Source organism: Halomonas sp. WWR20 (genome assembly GCF_054602495.1).
The window spans coordinates 64115-86567 of record NZ_JBTRHR010000012.1 but is presented as its reverse complement, the minus strand read 5'-3'; the positions used below and the strand labels follow the sequence as shown (position 1 = coordinate 86567).

Annotated in this window: 21 protein-coding genes and 1 rRNA gene; 9 read left to right on the top strand and 13 right to left on the bottom strand. The window is 59.7% G+C overall.

Annotation, left to right across the window (positions count from 1 at the left end):
• The first annotated feature begins 165 nt into the window (after positions 1 to 165).
• The 3 genes from rrf to tusA all read left to right on the top strand — a co-directional run bounded on the left by rrf (position 166) and on the right by tusA (position 1871).
• Positions 166 to 281 (top strand): 5S ribosomal RNA (rrf, locus tag ACW4DH_RS17655).
• A 186-nt stretch (positions 282 to 467) separates the two neighbouring features.
• Positions 468 to 1562 carry a 23S rRNA (cytidine(2498)-2'-O)-methyltransferase RlmM gene (rlmM, locus tag ACW4DH_RS17650; RefSeq protein ID WP_459637716.1) on the top strand — a complete coding sequence of 365 codons (1095 nt, stop codon included), beginning with the start codon at positions 468 to 470 and terminating at the stop codon, positions 1560 to 1562.
• A gap of 72 nt (positions 1563 to 1634) precedes the next feature.
• Entirely contained in the window at positions 1635 to 1871 is a 237-nt protein-coding gene (tusA, locus tag ACW4DH_RS17645; protein WP_459637715.1) for a sulfurtransferase TusA, read from the top strand.
• 9 nt (positions 1872 to 1880) lie between these two features.
• Here tusA and ACW4DH_RS17640 read toward each other — a convergent pair whose 3' ends face one another.
• From ACW4DH_RS17640 to ACW4DH_RS17630, 3 genes are all read right to left on the bottom strand, one after another.
• Positions 1881 to 2579 (bottom strand): hypothetical protein, encoded by a 699-nt coding sequence (locus ACW4DH_RS17640; protein ID WP_459637714.1) that lies wholly within the window; start codon positions 2577 to 2579, stop codon positions 1881 to 1883.
• Positions 2580 to 2662: 83 nt separating this feature from the next.
• Positions 2663 to 3763 carry a DUF3080 family protein gene (locus ACW4DH_RS17635; RefSeq protein ID WP_459637713.1) on the bottom strand — a complete coding sequence of 367 codons (1101 nt, stop codon included), beginning with the start codon at positions 3761 to 3763 and terminating at the stop codon, positions 2663 to 2665.
• A gap of 4 nt (positions 3764 to 3767) precedes the next feature.
• Positions 3768 to 5198 (bottom strand): MATE family efflux transporter, encoded by a 1431-nt coding sequence (locus ACW4DH_RS17630; protein WP_459637712.1) that lies wholly within the window; start codon positions 5196 to 5198, stop codon positions 3768 to 3770.
• Positions 5199 to 5310: 112 nt separating this feature from the next.
• Here ACW4DH_RS17630 and ACW4DH_RS17625 point away from each other — a divergent pair, with 112 nt between their 5' ends.
• Positions 5311 to 5880: an elongation factor P hydroxylase gene (locus ACW4DH_RS17625; protein ID WP_459637711.1), complete on the top strand. Its 570-nt coding sequence runs from the start codon at positions 5311 to 5313 to the stop codon at positions 5878 to 5880.
• Positions 5881 to 6006: 126 nt separating this feature from the next.
• Positions 6007 to 6375, top strand: coding sequence for a hypothetical protein (locus ACW4DH_RS17620; protein WP_459637710.1), 369 nt, complete (start codon positions 6007 to 6009; stop codon positions 6373 to 6375).
• A 30-nt stretch (positions 6376 to 6405) separates the two neighbouring features.
• Here the strand turns inward: ACW4DH_RS17620 and ACW4DH_RS17615 are convergent, their stop codons facing one another.
• The gene (locus tag ACW4DH_RS17615) at positions 6406 to 6885 is read right to left on the bottom strand and encodes a hypothetical protein (RefSeq protein ID WP_459637709.1); all 480 of its coding nucleotides are present in this window, start codon (positions 6883 to 6885) and stop codon (positions 6406 to 6408) included.
• Position 6886: 1 nt separating this feature from the next.
• Entirely contained in the window at positions 6887 to 7744 is an 858-nt protein-coding gene (locus ACW4DH_RS17610; protein ID WP_459637708.1) for a TatD family hydrolase, read from the bottom strand.
• 136 nt (positions 7745 to 7880) lie between these two features.
• Between ACW4DH_RS17610 and ACW4DH_RS17605 the strand changes: the two genes are divergently transcribed.
• Positions 7881 to 9809: an ATP-binding cassette domain-containing protein gene (locus ACW4DH_RS17605; protein WP_459637707.1), complete on the top strand. Its 1929-nt coding sequence runs from the start codon at positions 7881 to 7883 to the stop codon at positions 9807 to 9809.
• Positions 9810 to 9850: 41 nt separating this feature from the next.
• On the opposite strand, the gene ACW4DH_RS17600 is transcribed toward ACW4DH_RS17605, so the two are convergent.
• Positions 9851 to 10306: a universal stress protein gene (locus tag ACW4DH_RS17600; protein ID WP_459637706.1), complete on the bottom strand. Its 456-nt coding sequence runs from the start codon at positions 10304 to 10306 to the stop codon at positions 9851 to 9853.
• Positions 10307 to 10417: 111 nt separating this feature from the next.
• On the opposite strand from ACW4DH_RS17600, the gene ACW4DH_RS17595 reads away from it, so the two are divergent.
• The gene (locus ACW4DH_RS17595) at positions 10418 to 10948 is read left to right on the top strand and encodes a preprotein translocase subunit YajC (RefSeq protein ID WP_459637705.1); all 531 of its coding nucleotides are present in this window, start codon (positions 10418 to 10420) and stop codon (positions 10946 to 10948) included.
• On the opposite strand, the gene slyA is transcribed toward ACW4DH_RS17595, so the two are convergent.
• Entirely contained in the window at positions 10945 to 11400 is a 456-nt protein-coding gene (slyA, locus tag ACW4DH_RS17590; protein ID WP_459637704.1) for a transcriptional regulator SlyA, read from the bottom strand. The two genes, ACW4DH_RS17595 and slyA, sit on opposite strands and share 4 nt — an antisense overlap.
• Before the next feature lie 78 nt (positions 11401 to 11478).
• Positions 11479 to 12609, bottom strand: coding sequence for a DUF5924 family protein (locus ACW4DH_RS17585; RefSeq protein WP_459637703.1), 1131 nt, complete (start codon positions 12607 to 12609; stop codon positions 11479 to 11481).
• Between the two features lie 638 nt (positions 12610 to 13247).
• On the opposite strand from ACW4DH_RS17585, the gene fadB reads away from it, so the two are divergent.
• Positions 13248 to 15398 (top strand): fatty acid oxidation complex subunit alpha FadB, encoded by a 2151-nt coding sequence (fadB, locus tag ACW4DH_RS17580; RefSeq protein ID WP_459637702.1) that lies wholly within the window; start codon positions 13248 to 13250, stop codon positions 15396 to 15398.
• Between the two features lie 28 nt (positions 15399 to 15426).
• Entirely contained in the window at positions 15427 to 16605 is a 1179-nt protein-coding gene (gene fadA, locus ACW4DH_RS17575) for an acetyl-CoA C-acyltransferase FadA (protein ID WP_459637701.1), read from the top strand.
• A gap of 117 nt (positions 16606 to 16722) precedes the next feature.
• Here fadA and ACW4DH_RS17570 read toward each other — a convergent pair whose 3' ends face one another.
• The 5 genes from ACW4DH_RS17570 to leuS all read right to left on the bottom strand — a co-directional run bounded on the left by ACW4DH_RS17570 (position 16723) and on the right by leuS (position 22404).
• Positions 16723 to 17535 carry a DUF1206 domain-containing protein gene (locus ACW4DH_RS17570; protein WP_459637700.1) on the bottom strand — a complete coding sequence of 271 codons (813 nt, stop codon included), beginning with the start codon at positions 17533 to 17535 and terminating at the stop codon, positions 16723 to 16725.
• Positions 17536 to 17594: 59 nt separating this feature from the next.
• A complete protein-coding gene (locus ACW4DH_RS17565) occupies positions 17595 to 18035 on the bottom strand; it encodes a DUF488 domain-containing protein (protein WP_459637699.1) in 441 nt (146 codons plus the stop codon).
• A 133-nt stretch (positions 18036 to 18168) separates the two neighbouring features.
• On the bottom strand, positions 18169 to 19227 hold the full coding sequence (holA, locus tag ACW4DH_RS17560; RefSeq protein ID WP_459637698.1) for a DNA polymerase III subunit delta: 1059 nt from the start codon (positions 19225 to 19227) through the stop codon (positions 18169 to 18171).
• The gene (locus ACW4DH_RS17555; RefSeq protein WP_459637697.1) at positions 19224 to 19718 is read right to left on the bottom strand and encodes an LPS-assembly lipoprotein LptE; all 495 of its coding nucleotides are present in this window, start codon (positions 19716 to 19718) and stop codon (positions 19224 to 19226) included. The genes holA and ACW4DH_RS17555 overlap by 4 nt, the downstream gene beginning before the upstream one ends.
• Before the next feature lie 115 nt (positions 19719 to 19833).
• Complete coding sequence (leuS, locus tag ACW4DH_RS17550; protein WP_459637696.1) at positions 19834 to 22404, bottom strand: leucine--tRNA ligase; 2571 nt, start codon at positions 22402 to 22404, stop codon at positions 19834 to 19836.
• Positions 22405 to 22453: the final 49 nt, after the last annotated feature.

Here is a 22453-nt window from a genome sequence, read left to right as displayed (position 1 = left end):
TAACGTGTACTAATGGCCCGTGAGGCTTGACCATATAACCCCAAGGGGTCTGACGGTCACCTCGACAATCGCCGGATAGGCAAGAGACGTATCACCGTCGGCAGGATCCATGTTGCGTCATCACGTGTCCCGGGCGAGTCCGGGCACGTGGCGACACCAGTTACGCCTGACGACCATAGCGTGCGGGAACCACCTGATCCCATGCCGAACTCAGCAGTGAAACCGCTCAGCGCCGATGGTAGTGTGGGGTCTCCCCATGCGAGAGTAGGTCATCGTCAGGCACTTCTTCCGAAACCCCCGTCCTTCCGAGGCCGGGGGTTTTGTCGTCTGGGGCCCCGGATGCTGGGAAACGTATAGCATCGCTTGAGCTAGTGAGACCCTGAAGCAGGTGAAGAAAATATTTTAAGGTTGTGGTTTGTCCTGCCCAAACGCTAGACTGCTCGGCTTTCGCAAAGAACTCTTGGATCATGTCTCGGTTTTCCCCAGCGCCAGCGTCCGTCGCCAACGAAGTACTCCTGTATTGCCGGCCCGGCTTTGAAGCCGATCTCAGCGCCGAAATCATGGAAAAAACCGCCTGTCTCGGCCAGGTCGGCTATCCTATCGCGACGGCAAACAGTGGTTATGTCCGTTTTGTGCTAGTCGAGTCTGTCCCGGCTAATACGCTGCATCGAGAGTTGCCACTCGAGACGCTGGTGTTCGCGCGTCAATCCTTGGTAGCGTTGCCACCCTTGGAGTCTCTCTCGCGAGAAGATCGGCTGACACCGATTATTGAGCGGATCGTTGCCAGTGGTTGGAGCTTCGAGACGCTGTACCAGGAAACGCCGGATACCAACGACGCGAAAGCATTGGCCGGATTGATGAAAGCGTTGAAAAGGCCGCTGGAGAGCACCCTACGCAAGCGAGGTGCACTGCGCCGTAAAGCGGGAGGCCGCCGTCTGCATCTTTTCTGGAGCGAAGGCGACCGGGTACAACTGGGCATGAGTTTTCCCGGCAATCGCAGTGAACATCTCGGAGGGATACTGCGCCTACGCTTTCCGCACTCGGCTCCCAGCCGCTCGACACTCAAGCTGGAAGAGGCGTGGCATGCCTTCGTGCCCGCCGAGCAATGGTCTGAGCGTCTGCATGAGGGAATGCAAGCGGCAGACCTGGGAGCGGCTCCCGGGGGGTGGACCTATCAACTGGTGCGCAAGGGCATGTACGTCTACGCCATCGACAATGGCCCTATGGACCGGGACTTGATGGCTACGGGGCAGATCGAGCATCTGCGCGAAGATGGTTTCACTTGGGAGCCCCCTTCACGTCTTGATTGGCTGGTCTGCGATATCGTGGACAAACCAATGCGGGTCTTGGACATGATGGAGCGCTGGTTGATACGTCGGTGGTGCCGCACGGCGGTCTTCAATTTGAAACTGCCCATGAAGCAGCGCTGGCAAGAAGTTAACCGCTGCCTGTCACGCTTGAAAGTGGCTCTCGAACTGGCCAACGTCAAAGCCGAGATTCGTTGCCGCCATCTGTATCATGACCGTGAGGAAGTCACCGTGTATGTTCGCCTCGTGGGGTGAGCATGCTTGAGCCGCGAAGCGAATCAATCCGGTGCGCTAACGTGTCATTTTTCCTTTGCCAATGAGGATGCCATGAGCGAAATATCTGTCGACAGCGAATTGGATACCTGCGGGCTATACTGCCCCGAGCCGATCATGCTTATGCATAATCGCGTACGTGACATGGCGTCAGGCGAAGTGCTCAAGGTGGTCGCGACCGACCCGGCAACTACGCGAGACATCCCCAAATTCTGTACCTTCCTGGGGCATGAACTCATCGCACAGCGCCAGGAAGGTGAACTTTATCGCTACTGGATCCGCCTAGCGTAGGCCCGCCTTTCAACTGCCGGGCGTCGTCACCATCAAGGCCAACGCTTCGAGCGTGGCGGGGTCTTCCTGCTTGATAAGATTGGCTACCGTGCGCTGGAAAAAATACACCATGTTGTGCCGGCTGTGTCCCGAGTACAGGCAGGCGTCGCCTGCCAGTACCGGGGTATGCTCAATCTTGGTTTCATCGACCAGCAGGGCTTCGATTTCCCCGTGGCTGTAAAGTCGCCAGCCAAAGACCTGCTTGAGCAGCCAGGGCTCGTCTTCGCCATCCATGCATAAGGCATGTGTCCCCAGAGTGTCGGGCAATTGCTGGATCAGGGTGGGCTCAGAAGTCTCTTCATAATCGAAGTAGGCTGCGGCATGCTCAAGCTCGAATATCTTGTGATCCGGTGGCGACTGAAAGACCTCTTCGGTTTCCGGGTCCCGGTAGCCGACGAAATGGCCATGCTCGGGATCATCCAGTTCATGGCACGGCGTTAAAGCCTCCATCCATGGCACCATCCCTACCACATCGCCACCTTCGCGCAGTCCCCAAGCGAGCAGTGGCATGCCGTATAACGTGTCGGGATGGGACTCAAGGCGGTAAAGCATTTCCAGGCCATCCAGCTCGGGCGCCAGGCGAATCAGGCGGCGCCGCGCTTTCAACCGGTGTCTCATCTCGTCCAGGTCGATGACCTGGGCGGGGCGGGTGGACAGTGGGATACCCATGGTTACCCTCCTCATCGGCAAGTAGACGGCCGTGGCCTCGCCTCACTATTAGCACAGCCTGACAAAGAAAGTTAAGCCCTTGTTTACGGCGTTTGCGTTGAAGGCAGTTTGCCACAACTGCGCCAGACATCCTGCCAGAGCAGGATGTGACGTTCTAGAGCTGCCTGAAAGCGTGATTGTGGAGCCGCTGGATTATCTATGGATAACCAGACATGGCGATAGCGATCAATGGCCGGACGTGACACGGAGTGTGCCTCAAGCAGCCCATTCACGCCACCTAGCCAGAGCCGGGAGGAGCGTTGAAGTTCGGCAAGGTAGGGTTGAACCTGGCCGATAAAATACCGCATGAAGACGTTGTACAGGCGCTCGGCGCTTGGGTTGCTATGGCCGAGATAGCAGATGGGGCGCTCGGCAAGACGTGCCTGCAAGGCATCGCTCGCTTCATCGAGGCGTTGTGATGCCAGCAGCAGGGCGCGCAGCAGGCGAGCTGTCCAGGCGGTATTTTGTAGTACCTGCAGGTGGCTTTCCAACGTATTCGAGTCGAGTCGCCAAGTAGGGTCGAACTGATGCAGAGTGGCATGGCGTAGATAATCGAGCGCTAGCCGCGCTTGGGAAAAGGCAAGATCTGTCTCGGGAGACAGTGGCTGGCTGGCGCGGGAAAAGTTCTGGACCCACTCCTGGGAGTCGAAAAGCGCATTCCAGCTTAGCCGAGGGAGCTGCTGGGTCTTGGTCATTAGCAACGCCTGTAGCCGTTGCCGGGCATCCTGACTAAGGTGGCTGGCGATATCCGCCTCCCAGCAATCACGCAGCATCCGCCACATCGTTTGTTCATAGACCCAGCGCTGGCTGGGCAGTGCCGTGCGTCCCAGTTGGCTGTTACGCTCGGCCACTGCGGAAATGATGCCGCATTCACGCAATGCATATACCTCGAGCATGCCCTGGCGAGTCTCAGCGATATCGAATAGGCGCGCTTCTCGTGAAGGAAAGGCCTCCAGGTTGCGGGGCGGATGTGGAACAGGTGCGGTAATGTCGAGCGTATTGGCCAAGCGGCGTTGATAGTCTATCCACAAGGCATCAGCTTCGCTTGGCGAGCCGCACCCGACCAGCAGCAGGCCAAGCAGCCCGGTGATGGTCATTCCGGTAATAAGACGGCCGTTAGGTCTCCTGGGGCGTATCTTTCGCATGCGTTCACGCCTTGGCGTCGTTGAACGCCTGACTGATCCGATGGAGTCTTAGCCCCAATAGCAGGGCGGCCACCGTCAGGCCGGCGTTCAAGCCGATCCAGTAACCATGTACGCCAAGCGGGGGCAGTAAGCCCTCGACCCCGCGGCCTAGCAGATGGCCGCCGCCGAGCCCGATGACCCAGTAGGAGAATAATGTGATGACCATGATGATCCGCGTATCCTTGTAGCCACGCAGCGCGCCGGCCATATTGACCTGCAGGGAGTCGGAGATCTGGTAGAGCATAGCCAGGAATATGAGCGACATGGCCAAATTTTGTACGGCGTCGTTGCGGGTATAGAGCGCTATCGCTGGCGCCGAAGCGAACCATAAGATAGCGTCGTTAAGCAGTGCCACGATCAGACAGATAACGACGCCGTTCCAGGCCACAAAGCGCGCTTCTCGTGTACGTCCCGTGCCTAGCGTATTACCGACCCGCACGGTTAGCGCCATGCCCAGGGACAGCGGGAGCATGAACAGGATCGAGGTGAAGTTGAGCGCTACCTGATGCGCGGCGACCACCACTTCCCCCAGGCTGGCCACGAACAGCGCAATGATGGTGAAAAGCGTGACTTCGATGAAAATCGCCACTCCGATGGGGGCGCCGACATGCAGTAGTTCGAGAATCATGTCGCGGCGCGGCGGCATCGGAGAATGCCATAGCGATACCGGGGAATAAGCCCGGCTGCGTAAGGTGTAAAGTATCATCGCCAGGCACATGGTCCACATCGATAGTGCCGTGGCGATACCGCAGCCCACCGCTCCCAAGGCCGGTAAGGCCGTCAGGAATTCCGGCAGGAAAGGGCCAAAGACTTCCGTCAGGCCCGCGCCGCCATAGATCAGCACGTAATTGCTGGGAATATTCACCCCCAATCCGAGCAGGCTGATCCAGAGCGCCGGGCGGGTATGGTTCATGCCGTCGGAAAAGGCCCGCAGCGCTTGATACAGGGCGACACCTGGCATGCCGAAAGCGACCGCCGCAAGATAGCCTGACGACAGTTCAGCCACCTGGACGGGTACATCCATGGCGCGAAACACGGGGGTGACCAAGGTCCACAAGAGTCCGGCGGAGAGGGCGGCGAGCACTAGAGCGATCCAAAATGCTTGGTGCACGTAGGGGCGAATGTCATCAAGGCGACGCGCGCCCAGCGATTGGGCGACGATGGGCGTCAGCCCCATCAGGGTGCCGGTCATGAAGAGCATGAGCGGCAACCATAGGCTGGAGCCGACCGACACCGCCGCCAGGTCCGTAGCGCTGGCACGCCCGGCCATGATGATGTCCGTGGCCCCCATCCCCGATTGCGCCAACTGTGCGCCGCAGATGGGCAAGGCCAGGCGTAGCAGCACCGACGTTTCACGGCGGCTGCGAGTGAGTAGCGAGGGTGACGAGGCGGCCAAGCGTCAGCTCCTTGACGAGTGAGGGTTGGGTATTCTAGCAAGCCGCCACGCATCACGCCTGTCAGTCCGTGAAAGCAGCGATATAATGCTACTCGCATAAAAGGAGGCCGGAGTGACACACCGTATAGAGGATGCCATCGCTCTGTTCGATGGCCTTTTCCAGCAGACATATCGTACATGTCTGGTGATGGGGGGCGAGGAGCCGCTTTACCTGCCCGCCTCGGAAGCGCATGAACATCACCGGATCATTTTTGCCCGCGGGTTCTTCTCCAGCGCATTGCATGAGATCAGTCATTGGTGTATCGCCGGGGCGCATCGTCGTCAACTGGAAGACTATGGCTACTGGTACGAGCCGGACGGTCGGGACGCCCTGCAGCAACAGGCTTTCGAAGCGGTAGAAGTCGCCCCGCAGGCGCTGGAGCGGATATTCTGCCAAGCATGCGGGCTGCGTTTCCACGTCAGCGTTGACAATCTCGGTGAGGTGGAAATCGATCGAGATGCGTTTCGCACACAAGTCGAGGCGCGAGCCGAGCGCTATCTGGCGCAGGGCCTGCCGGTCCGCGCCGAGGCCTTCAGGCAAGCGTTATCTGCCTTCTTCCTGGAGGGGCTTGCGCTCGAAGAAGCGATTGAGCAGGGGCGCCGTGTCTTGATGACGGTCAATACAACGCCGGTAAAGGTCTAATACAAAGGAGAGGGTAAGCCTGAGGCATCAGTCAAACGGCTTGCAATCCGACAAGAATATTCCAAGGTGAAAAGGGCCGGCCGAGCAGCCTCGGCCGGCTAGGACATCCCGTTCAAGGAGGACATCATGCTACATCGAATCGGAGCAATCATTGCGGTACTTGCTTCGCTGTTCGCCATCTTCACTGCCGGTACTGCGCTCTACATCAGCGGTATGGCCGGAGGGATAGAGCAGGAGACGGCACGCGAAACCGCCACCGGCGTCGGCTTGGGATGGATTGAACTCATAGCGGCGATTGTGGCGCTGGTTTTGGGCATCGCTGCCTTCTTTGCCCATCACCCTGGCGTCGGCCTGGCCCTGACGATCGTAGGTGCGATTGGAGCACTAATCTCGAGCAGTTCCAATATTGCCTTTATGCTAACGGTCGCCGTCGGCGGCTTCATGGCGTACATGGGGCGGCGCCGGGCACGCAAGTACGGCGTCGAGGATCCTTGATCGGACCCGAATCAGCGAGGCGTGGCTCCTTCACGCCTTTTCCGACAGGCGTTGGTGCAAGTAAAGCATGACTTGCACTTCATGATCTGGACGCATGGGTTCCAGGCCTAGTTCGCCAAACATCTCACTGCGTGCCCGGACCCAGTCCAGAGGGGCAAGGTCGGGATACAACGTTTCGGCGGGCGCAAGCTCGACGAAGGGGTCGACACCGTAATCATCGAAGAGCAACGACAGTGCGGCTTCCTCGTCGTTGATGCCGGCGGTGTAAAGCGTAGTGTTATGATAATCCCCTTCCAGCTCCCGCAGCACGTCCAGCGGGCTGACCCCGAAACTACGCAGCTCTTCCAGGCTGTAGTCTCCCAACTGCAGCAACTCATCGTCCAGCCAGCTGTCGTCGGGCTGAATCAACGTATGCTTGACCTGGCCATTGGGCAGTGCCCACGCGATGGCGACCGGTAACGAATTTTCCTCGCCGGTTTCGATGGCGATAAAGCCGGGAAAGTCGGGCATTTCAGGTCTCCTCGTCGAGGCGAAAGAAACGCCTCGCGGTATGAGTGGTGAGAGTGGCAGTTTGAATTTCTTCTTCCCCCCGCCAGTGGGCAACCTCACGCACGATCCAGGGCAGCAGGGCAGGTTCGTGACGGCGCCCCTTGAGCTTGGCGGGGAGATTGCGCGGCAGCAAATAGGGACAGTCCGTTTCCACCATCAAGCGGTTGGCGGGGATCTCGCCGACCAGTTCGCGCAGGTGATGGCCCCGACGCTCGTCGCACAGCCAGCCGGTCAGGCCGATATGCAGGTCGAGGTCCAGATAGCGATACAACGTGTCGCGCTCGCCGGTGAAGCAATGAATCACGGCGTCGTTGATGTCATCACGCCAGTTGCGCAGCATGTCGTACATGCGCTGTCCTGCGTCACGTTCATGCAGAAACAAGGGTAGGCCGCCTTCCGCTGCCAGCTGCAGCTGGGCTTCGAAAGCGTGCTCCTGCTCATGAGGCGAGGAGTAATTGCGATTGAAGTCCAGGCCACATTCGCCGATGGCCACGATGCCTGACTGACGATGCAGGTCGCGCATGGCTGTCTCGAGTGCACGATTCCATTGGCTTGCCTCGTGGGGATGGATACCGGCAGTGGCATAGACGCCGGTATGCGCCTGGCTCATGGCGATGGCCTGCTCGGCATGCTTGAGGTCGGTGCCGGTCACAATCAGCGTGGTCACGCCAGCCTGGCGGGCGCGGGCCATGACGGCATCGAGGTCCCGTTCGAAGCTTTCATGAGTCAGGTTGGCGCCGATATCCACCAAGGGAGCGGGTGAACGAAAACGTAGCGCCTCAGGCAAGGACTCGTTGGCGGGGGTATCGCGTCCGGTCACGAAAAGCTCCTATGGCAGTGGGTGACTTCAGGGTCAGGATGGAATCTCTGCATAAACTATTGTAACCAGGGGCGTAACTCCCAGGCCATGCGTTACACTAGGAGTTTGGTAAAGACTCGATGTGAGGTGGTTACGCGTGACATTGTTACGTCTGGAACAGTTGCAGCTGGCCTATGGAACGCATGTATTGCTGGACGGTGCGGACCTCGTGCTGGAAAAAGGTGAACGCTTGGCCTTGGTGGGACGCAACGGGACCGGCAAGTCTACACTGCTGCGGCTGGTTTCGGGCGAAATCCTGCCTGACGGGGGCAGCGTGTGGCGGGCCCCAGGGCTGAAAATCGGTGTGCTGGCCCAGGAGCTGCCGGAGGCGACGGGACAGACCATATTCGATGTCGTTGCGGAAGGTCTGCCCGAAGCCGGGGCGTTGCTGACCGAATATCACCATCTGATAATGAGCGAGACGCCGAGCATGAAGCGTCTCGAGCAATTACAGACGCAACTCGAGGCGATCGACGGCTGGTCCTTCCACCAGCGCATCGATAATGTGTTGACGCGCTTGGGGCTGCCTGCCGATACCCTGATGAGTGGATTGTCCGGCGGATGGCGGCGGCGTGTGGCGTTAGCGCGTGCATTGGTGGCGGAACCCGATCTGCTGCTGCTTGACGAACCCACCAACCACCTCGATCTCGACACTATCGCTTGGCTTGAAGAGCAACTGCAGGCTTTCAACGGAGCCGTACTGTTTATCACCCACGATCGCGCTTTCCTGTCACGTCTGGCGACAGCCATTCTTGAGCTCGATCGAGGCCGTCTGGGGCGTTACCCCGGTGAATATGCAAAATATCAGGAGCTGAAATCGCACGAATTGGAAGTCGAGGCGCGTGAGCGGGCCGAGTTCGACAAGAAGCTTGCCCAGGAAGAGGCCTGGATTCGTCAGGGTATCAAGGCACGCCGTACCCGTAATGAGGGCCGGGTACGGGCCTTGGAGAAACTACGCGCCGAGCGTGCTCAGCGTCGCGAGCGTATGGGGCGTGCTTCGCTATCGGTCGACAGTGGCGAGCGCAGTGGCAAGCGTGTTGTCGAACTCAAGGGTGTCAGCCAGCGCTATGGGGAAGATTGGGTCATCCGTGACCTGAATCTCGAAATTCAGCGTGGCGATCGTATCGGGCTTATCGGGCGCAATGGTGCCGGCAAGACCACCTTGCTCAAGATCCTGCTTGGACAGCTTGAACCGAGCGAAGGCGAAGTGCGCTTGGGTACCAACCTGTCGGTTGCCTACTTCGACCAGTTACGGGCTGGCCTGGAGATGGATCGCACGGTCTATGACAACGTCGCTCAGGGTAGCGATCGCGTCATGGTCGGTGGCAAGGACAAGCATGTCATGAGTTATCTGCAGGATTTCCTGTTCACTCCTGAGCGTGCCCGGCAGCCGGTCAAGATATTGTCCGGGGGCGAGTCGAACCGTCTGTTACTGGCGAAGTTGTTCACCCAACCTGCCAACGTGCTAGTGCTTGACGAGCCGACCAACGATCTGGATGTCGAGACGCTCGAACTGCTCGAGGAGTTGTTGCTGGATTTCGAGGGTACGCTGCTGCTGGTCTCCCACGACCGTGCCTTCATGGATAACGTAGTGACCGGCGTGTTGGCCTTTGAGGGCGAGGGGCGCATACGCGAATATGTCGGAGGTTACAGCGACTGGGTGCGTCAGGGGGGCAAGTTGCCTCCCGCTCCGGGCGAGCTCGAGGGCAAAAGTGCCCGCGCTATCTCATCAGAGCCTGCCGAGACGTTGCCGGAAGTCTCCCCCGTCGAGGCAGCTCCAGCGCCCGTCCAAAAGAAGGCCAAGCTGTCTTATAAGCTGCAGCGGGAGCTGGACATGCTGCCAGGAACTATCGAGACCCTGGAAGAGGCTGTCGCGGCTTTAGAGGCACGAGTGGGAGCGCCTGAGTTCTATCAACAAGATAGTGACACCGTGACGCGCACGCTGGAGGCCTTAACGACCAAGCAGGCCGAGCTGGATGCGGCGATGGAGCGCTGGATGGAACTCGAGGCAATCAGCGAGGAATAACGCTTGCAGCGGTGGCGAGCCGTCAGGGCTCGCCACATAGGTTATTCTGCAGTTTCGCCTTCCTTGCCGACTCGTACTGCGAGAACGTCACAGCGTGCACCGTGCAGAACACCGGTTGAGGTAGAGCCCAACAGGAGCGCGAAACCGTGGCGCCCATGTGAGCCCACCACAATCAGGTCCACGTCATGTTCCTCGGAGTAGCGATGAATCTCGGTATCCGGCATACCCACCACTACGTACTGGTCCTCTCGGGGGACATCGTAAGGGTCGGCAATTTCGGCTAGGCGCTGCTTGGCATGTTCGTCCAGTTGGTCCTGGATGCTGGTGAGATCCATGGGGATATCACCGCCATAGGCAAAGCCCAGCGGTTCAAGGGTGTGAATGATCGACAGCTTGGCATCGTTGCGGCGTGCAATGGGGATGGCACGCTCAAGCACTTTGTACGAATCCTTGGTCAGATCGACCGCGACCAGGACATGACGATATTCGCTGCTCATGGGACTTCCCCTTGTAAAAGGATGATGTCTCCACTCTAAGCGTGACAACCAAGCACGGCAATGGTCCATGTCAACGAAGCATGACATTAGTCAATAAAGGCAAGGCACCCGATGAAACTGTTTTTGATCATACTATTCACGATGCTGGCGATCCTGTCGCCAGTGTTATGGCTACGCCCCAGCCGCCGGGAATCACGCCTCGGTGCACTACGCCAGACGGCAAAAGCACAAGGGATCAGTATCAGCTTCGAAAAACCGCCGCTCGCTAACGCTTCGGGAGGCGTGGTCGCTTATCGCTGGCATTATCCTCAAGGAACGCCTGGTAGCGATTTCACCGTCGTGCGTGATGCCTATGCCAGTGAGCGGCTGGAGAGCGTCACACCCGACTGGCGCTGGCGTCAGGCTCCGTTACCTTCACTCGAGGCAAGTCGCCGAGACACCCTGGAGGCGGTGCTCAACGCCTTGCCCGAGGATGCGCTGGTCCTCGAGTCAGGCCGTAACGCCCTGACTCTTTGGTGGGAAGAATCGCGCGAGCCCGAAGACGCTAGCCGCATGTTCACCGAGCTACAAGCCCTCGTCACAACGCTTGCCGGGAGTGGCCGGAGCCTTACCACGCAGCACGCAGCCTCCCGCCGTCGCTAGCCGCTCGCTTGCTCGGGCATCTCTCGAGATTGCAGACGTAAACCGTTGCGCTCGATATAGGTCAACAGGTTGTCCAGCGTGCCGATTTCCTCATGGCTAAGCCCCTCGAGCATTTCTTCGCGGACCTGGTCGACGATAGTCTCGATTTCCTGCAGCAACGGGGTCGCCTTGGGGGTGAGGAACACGCGCTTGGTGCGGCGATCCTCCGCGCCTGGGCGGCGTTCGATCAACCCTTGCTCCGATAACTGGTCGAGCGTACGGACCAGCGATGGCGCCTCGACACCGATGGCCCGGGCCAGGTCGCACTGGGGTTGGCCATCGCCCATGCGCCACAAATGATACAGGGTGACCCAGCGTGTTTGGGTCAGGCCGAGTGGTGCCAGACGTTCATCAAGGATGGCACGCCACAAACGTGGCAATCGAGTAAGTTTGAATCCTATGTTCTTGTGCATGACGCTCCGGCTTTCATTAAGTAAGAATAATTTCCGAACGCGTAGCGCGTGAGGCAAGCTTAACGCTTAATATGCATGTTAACGTTCCTGTTCGCTACCTGCCAGCAGATGACGGATATTCCACCCAGGTAAGCCTGGCGGTGGTTCGACATGGCCGTTAACGGTAGTCGCCGATCGCGCATGCTGCGTGACCGAAAAACTCAGCGTGCCAATCCGTTGGCCGGTGGCGGTCATTACGTCGATTTGCCATTGCCCTTCGCTGGCTTGAGGAAAGTGCTGCTTGTGCGTCCAGGCACGGTACCCTTGGCTGCGACCGCCATGAATTATCAGCGGAATGCGATCGACCTCTACCCCCTCGTGTCGCCATACGTGATATATCTTTTCCCGCAGGCCGCGAGGAGCGCGAATCGCCGTGTAGGCATACAGGCCCTGGCGTTGTAGTGCATCGGAAGTCAGCGGCAGGCTGCCTTGCGGCGTTCGCGTTTCGATATCGAACCCCGGAGAGAGCGCGCTACCTGCCAGCCACAGCGTGGCCGGAGGTATCCATCCTCGCCCCATCCAGGCAGTAAACCCCAGCACGACGGCGAGGCCCAGCATCGCCAGCCATCCGGCAGCACTCTTGGGCTGTAATAGCCCCGCCAGGCTCGGCAGGCTGAAAAGCAGCATGGCCACGATAGCCAGCAACAGGCTCTCGCCGGTAGTCAGGTGCAGCATGATGGGCAGTGTGACGAGTGCGACGACAAACACACAAAGCGCGTGGAAGGCGAAGTACAGCCAACGCTGCTGCTCGGCGAGCTTGAAATACAGCGGATCGAGAATCGACAGCAGGGCGCAAGCCACCAGAAGTCCCGTAAAGAGCGCTTGACCACTGCTCCAGACGGTGGTCGCCAAAAAGAAGGGCAGCGAGAAAAACAGCGTTTCCTGATGAATAAGCTGCGCAATGAACGTCGTCACCATCCGCGGCAAGCCGGCATGTCTACGCAGCGTCAGGAGACGACTGATCAGGTTTTCTGCAAGCAGCAGTGTCCAGGCAACCAGTAAACCCAGCGCCAGCACGCCTCCCAGCCATTGTTGGCGGTTGACCAGGAAAAACCCCATGATGCCTAGCGCAAAAGCGATAGGCGGCCATAACCACAAGCAACGCCGCAAGCGATTGAGCCAAGGACTTAGCCAGGCGAGACGTGATGATTCGAGTGGAGATGTATCCATAAATATCGTAGGGCCAGCCGTTCATGCCGCGAGGAGTCTGTCAGGTTTGACCGGTTGTCGCGAGAGCCACGGATTGCGAGACACGTTTGCCGATCTAATGAAGCAAGTAGCGGGCTCTTTAACGAGGCCGGTTAAGTGAACGTGAACGAAAGGCCGAAGTGCACAGTAGATCTGCATCAAATCCGCCAGGCTTGCCCGCATATATCGATCACGGCCTCGGCAGGTAGGCAATCCCCAGAAAGGAAACCGGCAGGGACTTGCTGATTTCGGAATTCATGACCCAGACGGTTCATCAGCGACATGGGAATGGGATACTGTCGGGCCCTGCCGATGTGTTCTGAGCGCTCAGGGTAACATAGATATAAAAGATCCTGTCTCCGCACCGAGTCGGTGTGATATGCAGCGGGCTAAACGGGTGCGGTGGCTCTGTCGACTCGACTATTCGCTACCCCTGCGGCACTTGACGGGAGCGGGTGGCTAACGCAAGCTGACAATATTCAAACGATTGTATGAACATGGTTGGCGTGTGCATGTGTTTGCTGCGAGTGCTGCCGACCCGTATTTGGCCGGTACATCGCGTTTCGGGAGTGATTCCGGCATCGCGAGGTCCCAACCACCAACCGCGTGGAGATTCCTGGATGATTTACCAAGGCAATGCCATTTCGGTGGCGAAGAACGGCGACGATATCGCCACGCTGACCTTCGACTTGCAGGGTGAGTCCGTCAACAAGATGTCCAGTGCCGTCATTAGCGAACTGGACGAGGCCGTCAAGGCCATTCGGAACGAGAGCGGGCTTAAAGGGCTGTTGATCGCCAGCGGTAAGGATGTATTCATCGTCGGAGCCGACATCAACGAATTTCATGCCATGTTCGCCAAGGACGAGGATGCGCTCGTCGAGATGAACATGACGGTCCATGCGCTGTTCAACGCCATCGAGGATCTACCGTTCCCCACGGTAACGGCCATCAACGGTATGGCGCTGGGCGGAGGCTTCGAGGTCACGCTGGCGACCGATTTTCGGATCATGAGCGATCGCGCCAAGGTTGGCTTGCCCGAAACCAAGCTGGGTATTCTTCCCGGCTGGGGCGGCTGCGTGCGGTTGCCGCGGGTGATCGGAGCCGACAATGCCATCGAATGGATCGCCGGCGGTACCGAGAACCGGGCCGACGCAGCACTCAAGATGGGGGCGGTGGATGCGGTGGTCCCCGGCGAACAGCTCGAGGCTGCGGCGCTGGATATCCTCAAGCGCGCCAATGCCGGAGAGCTGGATTACCAGACCCGGCGCGAGGAAAAGAACGGCCCGCTGAAGCTCAACAGCATCGAGCAGATGATGGCCTTCGAAACCGCCAAGGGATTTGTAGCCGGCAAGGCCGGGCCGCATTATCCCGCGCCGGTCGAAGCCATCAAGGTGATCCAGAAGGGCGCCGGCGAAGGCCGTGAACGTGCCCAGGCCATCGAGGCCAAGGGATTCGCCAAACTGGCCAAGACCGAGGTCTGCTTCAATCTGGTGGGGCTGTTTCTCAACGATCAGCTGGTCAAGAAGAAAGGGGGCCAGTACGAGAAACAGGCAGCAGCAGTCAAAAAGACTGCGGTACTCGGCGCCGGAATCATGGGCGGCGGTATCGCCTACCAGAGTGCCTACAAGGGCACGCCGATCCTGATGAAGGATATCAACGAAGGCGCGATTCAACTGGGGCTCAAGGAGGCGCGTAAGCTGCTCTCCAAGCAGGTCGAGCGTGGCAAGATGAGTACCGCCAAGATGGCCGAGGCGTTGTCGAATATTCGTCCGACACTGTCTTACGGCGATTTCTCGGATGTCGATCTCGTGGTAGAGGCGGTGGTCGAGAATCCCAAGGTCAAAAGCGCGGTGCTTGCCGAAGTCGAGGACACGGTGGGTGAGAATGCCATTCTGGCCTCTAACACCTCGACCATCTCCATCAATCGCTTGGCCGCCAATCTCAAGCATCCCCAGAATTTCTGCGGCATGCATTTCTTCAATCCCGTACACCGCATGCCGCTGGTCGAGGTCATTCGTGGTGAGAAGACCTCGGATGCCGCCGTTGCCGCCACCGTGGCCTATGCCCGCAAGATGGGCAAGACGCCGATTGTCGTCAATGACTGTCCGGGCTTCCTCGTCAATCGTGTGCTGTTCCCCTATTTCGGCGGTTTCAGCTTTCTGGTTGAGCAGGGTGCCGATTTCCAGCGTATCGATAAGGTGATGGAGAAGTTCGGTTGGCCGATGGGGCCTGCCTATTTGCTCGATGTGGTCGGCATGGATACTGCCGTGCACGCCAACGAGGTCATGGCCGAAGGCTTTCCTGACCGTATGGCCCGCGAAGGTAAGACGGCGATTGAAGTCATGTATGAAAACCAGCGTCTGGGCCAGAAAAACGGCAAGGGCTTCTACCGCTACGAGGAAGACCGTAAGGGCAAGCCGAAAAAGGTCATCGACGCGCAGGCCTATGAACTGATCAAGCCTGTCACTCAGGAGAGCCGCGAATTCTCCGATGAAGACATTATCGCGCGCATGATGGTGCCGCTTTGCATGGAAACCGTGCGCTGCCTGGAAGACGGCATCGTCGGTTCGCCCGCAGAAGCTGACATGGCGCTGATTTACGGTATCGGCTTCCCTCCGTTCCGTGGGGGGGCGCTGCGTTATATCGATGCCATGGGCGTTTCCGAGTTCGTCTCGCTGGCGGATCGCCTTGCCGACGAACTTGGCCCGCTATACCGCCCGACCGACAAGCTGCGCGAGATGGCCCACGACGGTACGCATTTCTACGCCTAAGCCCGGCCACGCAACAGGAGATTAGCAAATGAGTCTGAACCCGAGAGATATCGTGGTGGTCGACGGTGTGCGTACCGCCATGGCCAAGGCCAAGAATGGCGCATTTCGCCATGTCCGTGCCGAAAATTTATCCGCTGCCGTGATGCAGGCACTGTTTGACCGCAATGCCAATCTGAATCCGGCCGAAGTCGACGACGTCATCTGGGGCTGCGTCAACCAGACCCTGGAACAGGCCATGAACATCGCCCGCAACGCGGCGATCATGACCGGAATTCCCAATACCGTCCCGGCGCAGACCGTCAATCGGCTATGCGGTTCGTCGATGAGTGCGCTGCACATCGCCGCCGCCAATATCAAGGCGGGCATGGGAGACTTCTATGTGATCGGCGGGGTCGAGCATATGGAGCACGTGCCCATGACCCACGGCGTGGATGTCAATCCGGCCGCCAGCAAACATGCCGCCAAGGCTGCCATGATGATGGGGTTGACCGCCGAGTTGCTGGGCAAGATGCACGGCATCTCCCGTGAAGACCAGGATGCATTCGGGGTGCGTTCGCATCAGCGGGCCTGGGCCGCCAACCAGAATGGTCATTTCGATAACGAGATCGTCGGCATCGAAGGACATGACGAGCGTGGATTCAAGGTGCTGGTCAAGCATGACGAAGTCGTGCGTCCCGATGCCAGCCTGGAGAAAATGTCCGAGTTGCGTCCGGCATTCGATCCACGTAACGGCACCGTCACGGCAGGCACTTCCTCGGCGCTTTCCGTCGGCGCCTCAGCGATGGCGGTCATGAGCTACGAGCGTGCCCAGGCATTGGGATTAGACCCCATCGCCAGAGTTCTCTCTACGGGCGTCGCCGGCTGCGATGCCTCCATCATGGGCTACGGTCCGGTACCGGCCACCAAAAAGGCGCTCAAGGCTGCGGGCCTGAAGATCGAGGATATCCAGAGCGTCGAGCTCAACGAGGCCTTTGCCGCGCAATCGCTGCCGGTGCTCAAGGATCTCAAGCTGCTCGGCAAGATGGATGAAATGGTCAATCTCAATGGCGGTGCCATCGCATTGGGCCACCCGCTGGGCTGCTCCGGGGCTCGCATCTGTACCACACTGCTCAACGTCATGCAGCAGCAGCAAACCACGCTGGGGCTGGCGACCATGTGTATCGGTATGGGGCAGGGTGTGGCCACGGTCTTTGAGCGCCTGAGATAAGCACTGGCATCGTTCAGCTATCCTACCCAGTAGCGTTCAGTACGAAGAAAAGCGCGGCGTCCTCCGGGACGTCGCGCTTTTCTTTGGTTGAGGGTTCATGCCTTGGCGGGAGAGCCTTCAGGGAGACTCGACACGGCGGTAGCGCGCCTCGATAAAACTGTAAACGGCAAAGCTCAGCAGCCCCAATGAGACAATGATCAGTAGTACGACACCGTAAGGCTGCGCGCGCAGGGCATTGAAGACCCCGGCGAGTCCCTTGGCTTCCGAAGAATCGTAGTGAAACGCGGCGCTGATAAAAAAGAGCCCAATGATACAGAAGACCAGGCCCTTGGCGAGCAGGCCGAAGCGGCAGACGTGGCACACCGTCCCCAGCCTGTTGCGGCTGATCTTGAAATGCTTCATGAACTTGGCCTTCCAGCCCTTGAAGCCCTGGGCCAGGCCGGCAATGAAGATAGCCGCACCGATCAGCGCTACCAGCCAACGGCCCCATTCGTACTGCATCAGTTGCGCGCTCAGCCCCTGGTTGCCGCCACCGCTCTGGTCCGCGCTGCCCAGCACCAGTTGCAGGGCATAGAAAGCAAGGGACAGGTGAAGGAGACCGCTGATGATCAACGAGGCGCGAATCGTCACACCCTTGATATCCCAGCCATGCTGGTCGGCGTCCGCAAAGCCCTGCACGAAACGCCAAAGGGCGTAGCCGACCAGTCCTATGCCGATGATCGCCAGACAGGTTTGTCCAAGCGGCTCGCCGACCAGAGTTTGCAAGGCGCCGCGTGAATCCGTAGTTTTGCCGCCGCTGCCCGGGGCGAATACGGACCACAAGGCGAGCCCGCCTATCATCAGATAGACCACGCCCCGTGCCGCATACCCCAGCCGTGCAATCCAGCTGAATTTAGCCGGAATATCCATGTTTTCCGTCGATGTACTCACCACAAATCTATCTCCCGCCTAAGCGCCGTACGCAGCGCCAATTTCAAAGAACGTCGCAGCTAGTTTGCTTGCTCGTCGAATATTGATGCATAGCAGGGCGGCGAGCTGAGGCACGCACCGCCGTTCGCATCGAGATCATCCTTGGCCAAGGCGTCCAGAACGCTTTGACGAAGTAGCGGCAGGTGGGAATGCTCTAGATCCCGCGTGGCGCTGAGAAGCGTCAGCCGGTCCTGACGCGCCCAGCGCATCAAGGGCAGCAGGCAATCCGTCGTCTCCTCGAGTTCCCAGCGATAACGCCGCAGAAAAACCTCACGGCTGATGTCGCCTAGATGCCATTGGCGGCGCAGGGCATTGGAGGGGCTGGCATCTCGGTACCAGTCGGTGAGCTGGAGGCCGTCGCGGCGCTTGCCGCGTGGCCATAGACGATCCACCAATACCCGGAATCCGTCGGCTGGATCGATTTCACTATAGATACGTTTGAGCACGATGTCATAGGGCATGCGGGAATCCTTCCTTGGACGCTACCTTTAGGCCAGTTTAGACGATTCTACGGTGTGCGGCGGATACGGGACAAAGGTTCCTCAGGCATTGGAGCCGATATGAACAGCCGCAACTGGGCTTTGCCAAAGGCGCTCAGGCGATTTGATAGGCGTAGGGCATTTCGGCGAGTACGCCGCGCCCACCCGCCAGGGTCAAGGCCAGATCATGCAGCGCTTCCCAGACCGGCAGGGCGATGGCGCCCTTGAGGGAAAGGTCGATTCGCTGGGCAAACAGCAGCAGCTTGTGCATGCGGCGATGAGGCAAACGATTCAACGTCTGCTGGTAAGCGGGACGCCGCTTGTCGGGAATCATGGGACGCTGTGCCTTGCAGGCATGCTCCAGGCTCTGGCCCTGATCAAGGTGTTGATACAGGGAAAGCAGTGTACGCAGCTCGCGTGTCAACGCCCACAAGATCACCGGCGCTTCGGTGCCCTCACCGCGCAGGCCGCGGATGATGCGTGAAACCCGTTCACGTTCGCCACGCAGGCAGGCATCGGTGAGAGTGAAGACGTCATAGCGTGCACTGTCTTCCACACCGCTGGCGATGGCATCGGCGTTGAGGCGAGCACCGGGAGGCATTATCAAGGCGAGTTTCTGAAGCTCCTGATCCGCGGCGAGCAGGTTGCCTTCGGTACGCTCACCCAGCAGGCGGGCCGCGTCCATGTCGAGTTGCAGGCCATGGCGCATGGCGCGGTCGCGCATCCAGAATCCCAGGCGCTGATGGTCCACCGGCCATACGGGAACGAAGAGTCCAACCTTGTCCAGTGCCTTGAACCATTTGCTGGTCTGGGCTTTACGGTCGAGCCGGCTGGCGCTGATGAGCAACACATTATCGCTGCCCTTGATCTGTTCGGCATAAGCCTCGAGGACCTTGCCCCCCTCCTGTCCAGGCGACTGCCCGCCCAGGCGCAGCTCGATCAGCTTGGAACTGGCGAACAGCGAAAGGCTGGCCGCCGACTCGGTCAGACGGCCCCACTGAAAGCCGTTCTCGACATGCAACACCTCGCGTTCCTCGGTACCCTGACTGCGGGCCGCGGCACGTACGGCGTCACAGGCTTCCATCTGGATCAGCGGTTCGTCTCCCGCCACGATGACGATCGGCGCAAGGCGTTTGGCCAGCGTCTCGGCAAGCTTGTCGGGGAAGACCTTCATGAATCGTTCAATGCTCTTAAGCGATTGAGAAGCTCGCGGGCAGCATCCTGGCGAAGCCGGGCCGTGGCTTCCTCGACGAGTTCGTCACGGGCGAGCAGGTTGTCGTTGCTGACCAGAACGGTGTCCGACACTTCCAGCCACTGCTGGTCGAGTAGGTAGGCGCCGTCAGCGACGCGTTGTACGGAGAAGGGCGCACGCAGGATCAGGCGCCGTTCCTGGCTGCCGGTATCGTTGGCGGTCAGGCGTTGCTGAAGAATGCGTTCCTCGCCGAGATTTGCCCGGATGGCGGCCTGATCGTCCAGACGCACCTCGGCATTCTCCAGCGTATCGCGCACCACATCGCGCAGTGGAGAAGCATCGGCGTGCAAATCCAGTGCGGGCGGCGTCGGGGCCGAAGCGTCCAGGCCACGCAGATGAAAGCCACATCCGGACAGCAGGAACGTAGCACTGGCCAGGCCCAGTGAATGAAGCAGGAAAGTACGGCGGTTCACGCAAGCCTCCTAGCAGTCTCGGCGCAAGTGCCGAAAGCGACTCATGCCGGTCGCGACGTTCCGGCATGGCCTGATTGTGGCAGGGGCGACGAGACGTCGCCCCTGGCCAGGGCCATCAATTGGCGACGATATTGACCAGCTTGCCGGGCACGACGATGACCTTGCGCACGCTCTTGCCCTCGATATGCCGCTGCACGTTCTCGCTGGCCATCGCTTGGGCTTCGATGTCGGACTTGCTCGCGGTGGTGGCGACCTCGAGACGCGCGCGAACCTTGCCGTTGACCTGTACCACCAGCTCCAGGCTGTCCTTGACCAGGGCCGACTCGTCGGCCTTGGGCCAGACGGCATCGATGACCGGACCCTCGTGGCCGAGCTCAGCCCACAGCACATGACAGGCATGCGGCGTGATCGGTGCCAGCAGTAGCACGCAGGCGTTCACCGCCTCGCGGGTTACCGCCAATCCCTGGGGCGTGGTGTCGTCGAACCTGGCGAGAACGTTGGTCAGTTCCATCACCGCGGCAATCGCCGTGTTGAAGGTGGTGCGCCGTCCGATATCGTCACTGGCCTTGGCGATGGTTTCATGCGTCTTGCGACGCAGTGCCTTCTGATTCTCGTCGAGAGCATCGATATCGAGCGTGCCCGGCGTACCGGCCGCGAGGTGCTCGGCAACCAGGCGCCATAAACGCTTGAGGAAGCGGTGCGCGCCTTCGACGCCCGAGTCCGACCACTCCAGCGACTGCTCGGGGGGCGCGGCGAACATCATGAACAGGCGTACGGTATCAGCACCGAAGCGGTCGATCATCGACTGCGGATCGACGCCGTTGTTCTTCGATTTGGACATCTTCTCGATGCCGCCCATCTGCACCGGTTGACTGTCGTCGATCAGCACGGCGTTGATTGGACGCCCCTTCTCGTCGCGCCTGACCTCGACATCGGCCGGATTGAACCAGTCCTTGCCGCCATCGTCGGTGTCACGATAGAAGGTTTCGGCGATGACCATGCCTTGGGTGAGTAGGCGCTGGAACGGCTCATCGCAATCGACCAGGCCGAAGTCACGCATCAGCTTGTGGAAGAAGCGCGCGTAGAGCAGATGCAGAATGGCATGCTCGATACCGCCGATATACAGATCGACCGGCAGCCAGTACTTGGCGCGTTCGTCGAGCATCGCCTGCATGTTGTCGGCACAACAGAAACGTGCGTAGTACCAGCTCGATTCCATGAACGTATCGAAGGTGTCGGTCTCGCGGGTCCAGCCGTCACCGAGATCATAGAAAGCCGGCATTTTCTTGAGCGGCGAGCCGGAAGCGTCGACCTCGACCTCCATCGGCAACTCGACCGGCAGCTCCTCGTCGGACAGCGGCACGGTCTGGCCCTCGGGACCGTACTTGACAGGAATCGGTGCGCCCCAGTAACGCTGTCGGGCGACTCCCCAGTCACGCAGGCGGAAGTTGGTCTTAACTTCGCCGCGCCCCAGCGCTTCGAGTTTGGCGGCGATGGCATCGAAGGCCACCTGGAAATCGAGCCCGTCGAACTCACCGGAGTTGATCAGCCGGCCATGCTCGGCGTAAGCGCCTTGGGTCAGATCGGGCGTTTCGCCTGCCTCGTTGGCGATCACCGGCTCGATGGGCAGACCGTACTTGGTGGCGAATTCCCAGTCGCGCTGGTCATGGGCAGGCACCGCCATCACCGCGCCGGTGCCGTACTCCATCAACACGAAGTTGGCTACATACACCGGCACTTCGCGGCCGGTCAGTGGATGCACGGCCTTGAAGCCGGTGTCCATGCCGCGCTTTTCCATGGTGGCCAATTCGGCCTCGGAATTGCCGCCCTGGTTGCACTCGGTCAGGAACTCGGCCAGCGCCGGATCGTTTGCGGCGGCAGCCCGCGCCAGGGGGTGACCGGCGGCCACGCCGACGTAAGTCACCCCCAGCAGGGTGTCGGGGCGGGTGGTATAGACGCTCAGACGCTCAGCATGTCCGGGCACGTCGAAGGCCAATTCAACGCCCTTGGATTTGCCGATCCAGTTGCGCTGCATGGTCTTGACCTGCTCGGGCCACTCGACCTTGTCGAGGTCCGCCAGTAGCTCTTCGGCGTAGTCGGTGATCTTGAGAAACCACAGCGGAATCTCCTTGCGCTCGACCAGTGCGCCGGAACGCCAGCCGCGACCGTCTATGACCTGCTCATTGGCGAGCACGGTCTGGTCCACCGGGTCCCAGTTGACGGTGGACATCTTCTTGTAGACCAGCCCTTTGTCGACCAGCTTGGCGAAGAACCATTGTTCCCAGCGATAGTAGCCTACATCGCAGGTCGCGAACTCGCGGTTCCAGTCGTAAGCGAAACCCAGCGCCTTGAGCTGGCGACGCATGTAATCGATGTTATCGTAGGTCCAGGCGCCAGGTGCGACCCGATTCTTGATCGCGGCATTTTCGGCGGGCATGCCGAAGGCATCCCAACCCATGGGCTGCAGGACGTTCTTGCCCTGCATACGCTGGAAGCGGGAAATGACGTCGCCGATGGTATAGTTGCGCACATGCCCCATGTGCAGTTTGCCGCTGGGGTAGGGGAACATCGACAGGCAGTAGAATTTCTCGCGTGTCGCATCTTCGACAGCCTTGAAGCACTGGTTCTTGTCCCAGTATTGCTGGGCGGCTTGTTCGGTGGCGTGGGGCGTATACTGTGCATCCATCGGTTTCGTCTGGCACCTTGCGTTCGGCTTTGGCTTCTTGGTGATAGCC

What these genes read in the sequence shown, in the direction of transcription:
- holA (WP_459637698.1), bottom strand. Translation starts at nt 19,227, where the DNA reads ATGAAGGTCTTCCCCGACAAGCTTGCCGAGACGCTGGCCAAACGCCTT.
- ACW4DH_RS17595 (WP_459637705.1), top strand. Translation starts at nt 10,418, where the DNA reads ATGAAACTGTTTTTGATCATACTATTCACGATGCTGGCGATCCTGTCG.
- ACW4DH_RS17600 (WP_459637706.1), bottom strand. Translation starts at nt 10,306, where the DNA reads ATGAGCAGCGAATATCGTCATGTCCTGGTCGCGGTCGATCTGACCAAG.
- slyA (WP_459637704.1), bottom strand. Translation starts at nt 11,400, where the DNA reads ATGCACAAGAACATAGGATTCAAACTTACTCGATTGCCACGTTTGTGG.
- ACW4DH_RS17620 (WP_459637710.1), top strand. Translation starts at nt 6,007, where the DNA reads ATGCTACATCGAATCGGAGCAATCATTGCGGTACTTGCTTCGCTGTTC.
- leuS (WP_459637696.1), bottom strand. Translation starts at nt 22,404, where the DNA reads ATGGATGCACAGTATACGCCCCACGCCACCGAACAAGCCGCCCAGCAA.
- fadB (WP_459637702.1), top strand. Translation starts at nt 13,248, where the DNA reads ATGATTTACCAAGGCAATGCCATTTCGGTGGCGAAGAACGGCGACGAT.
- fadA (WP_459637701.1), top strand. Translation starts at nt 15,427, where the DNA reads ATGAGTCTGAACCCGAGAGATATCGTGGTGGTCGACGGTGTGCGTACC.
- ACW4DH_RS17585 (WP_459637703.1), bottom strand. Translation starts at nt 12,609, where the DNA reads ATGGATACATCTCCACTCGAATCATCACGTCTCGCCTGGCTAAGTCCT.
- ACW4DH_RS17635 (WP_459637713.1), bottom strand. Translation starts at nt 3,763, where the DNA reads ATGCGAAAGATACGCCCCAGGAGACCTAACGGCCGTCTTATTACCGGA.
- ACW4DH_RS17615 (WP_459637709.1), bottom strand. Translation starts at nt 6,885, where the DNA reads ATGCCCGACTTTCCCGGCTTTATCGCCATCGAAACCGGCGAGGAAAAT.
- ACW4DH_RS17640 (WP_459637714.1), bottom strand. Translation starts at nt 2,579, where the DNA reads ATGGGTATCCCACTGTCCACCCGCCCCGCCCAGGTCATCGACCTGGAC.
- ACW4DH_RS17565 (WP_459637699.1), bottom strand. Translation starts at nt 18,035, where the DNA reads ATGCCCTATGACATCGTGCTCAAACGTATCTATAGTGAAATCGATCCA.
- tusA (WP_459637715.1), top strand. Translation starts at nt 1,635, where the DNA reads ATGAGCGAAATATCTGTCGACAGCGAATTGGATACCTGCGGGCTATAC.
- rlmM (WP_459637716.1), top strand. Translation starts at nt 468, where the DNA reads ATGTCTCGGTTTTCCCCAGCGCCAGCGTCCGTCGCCAACGAAGTACTC.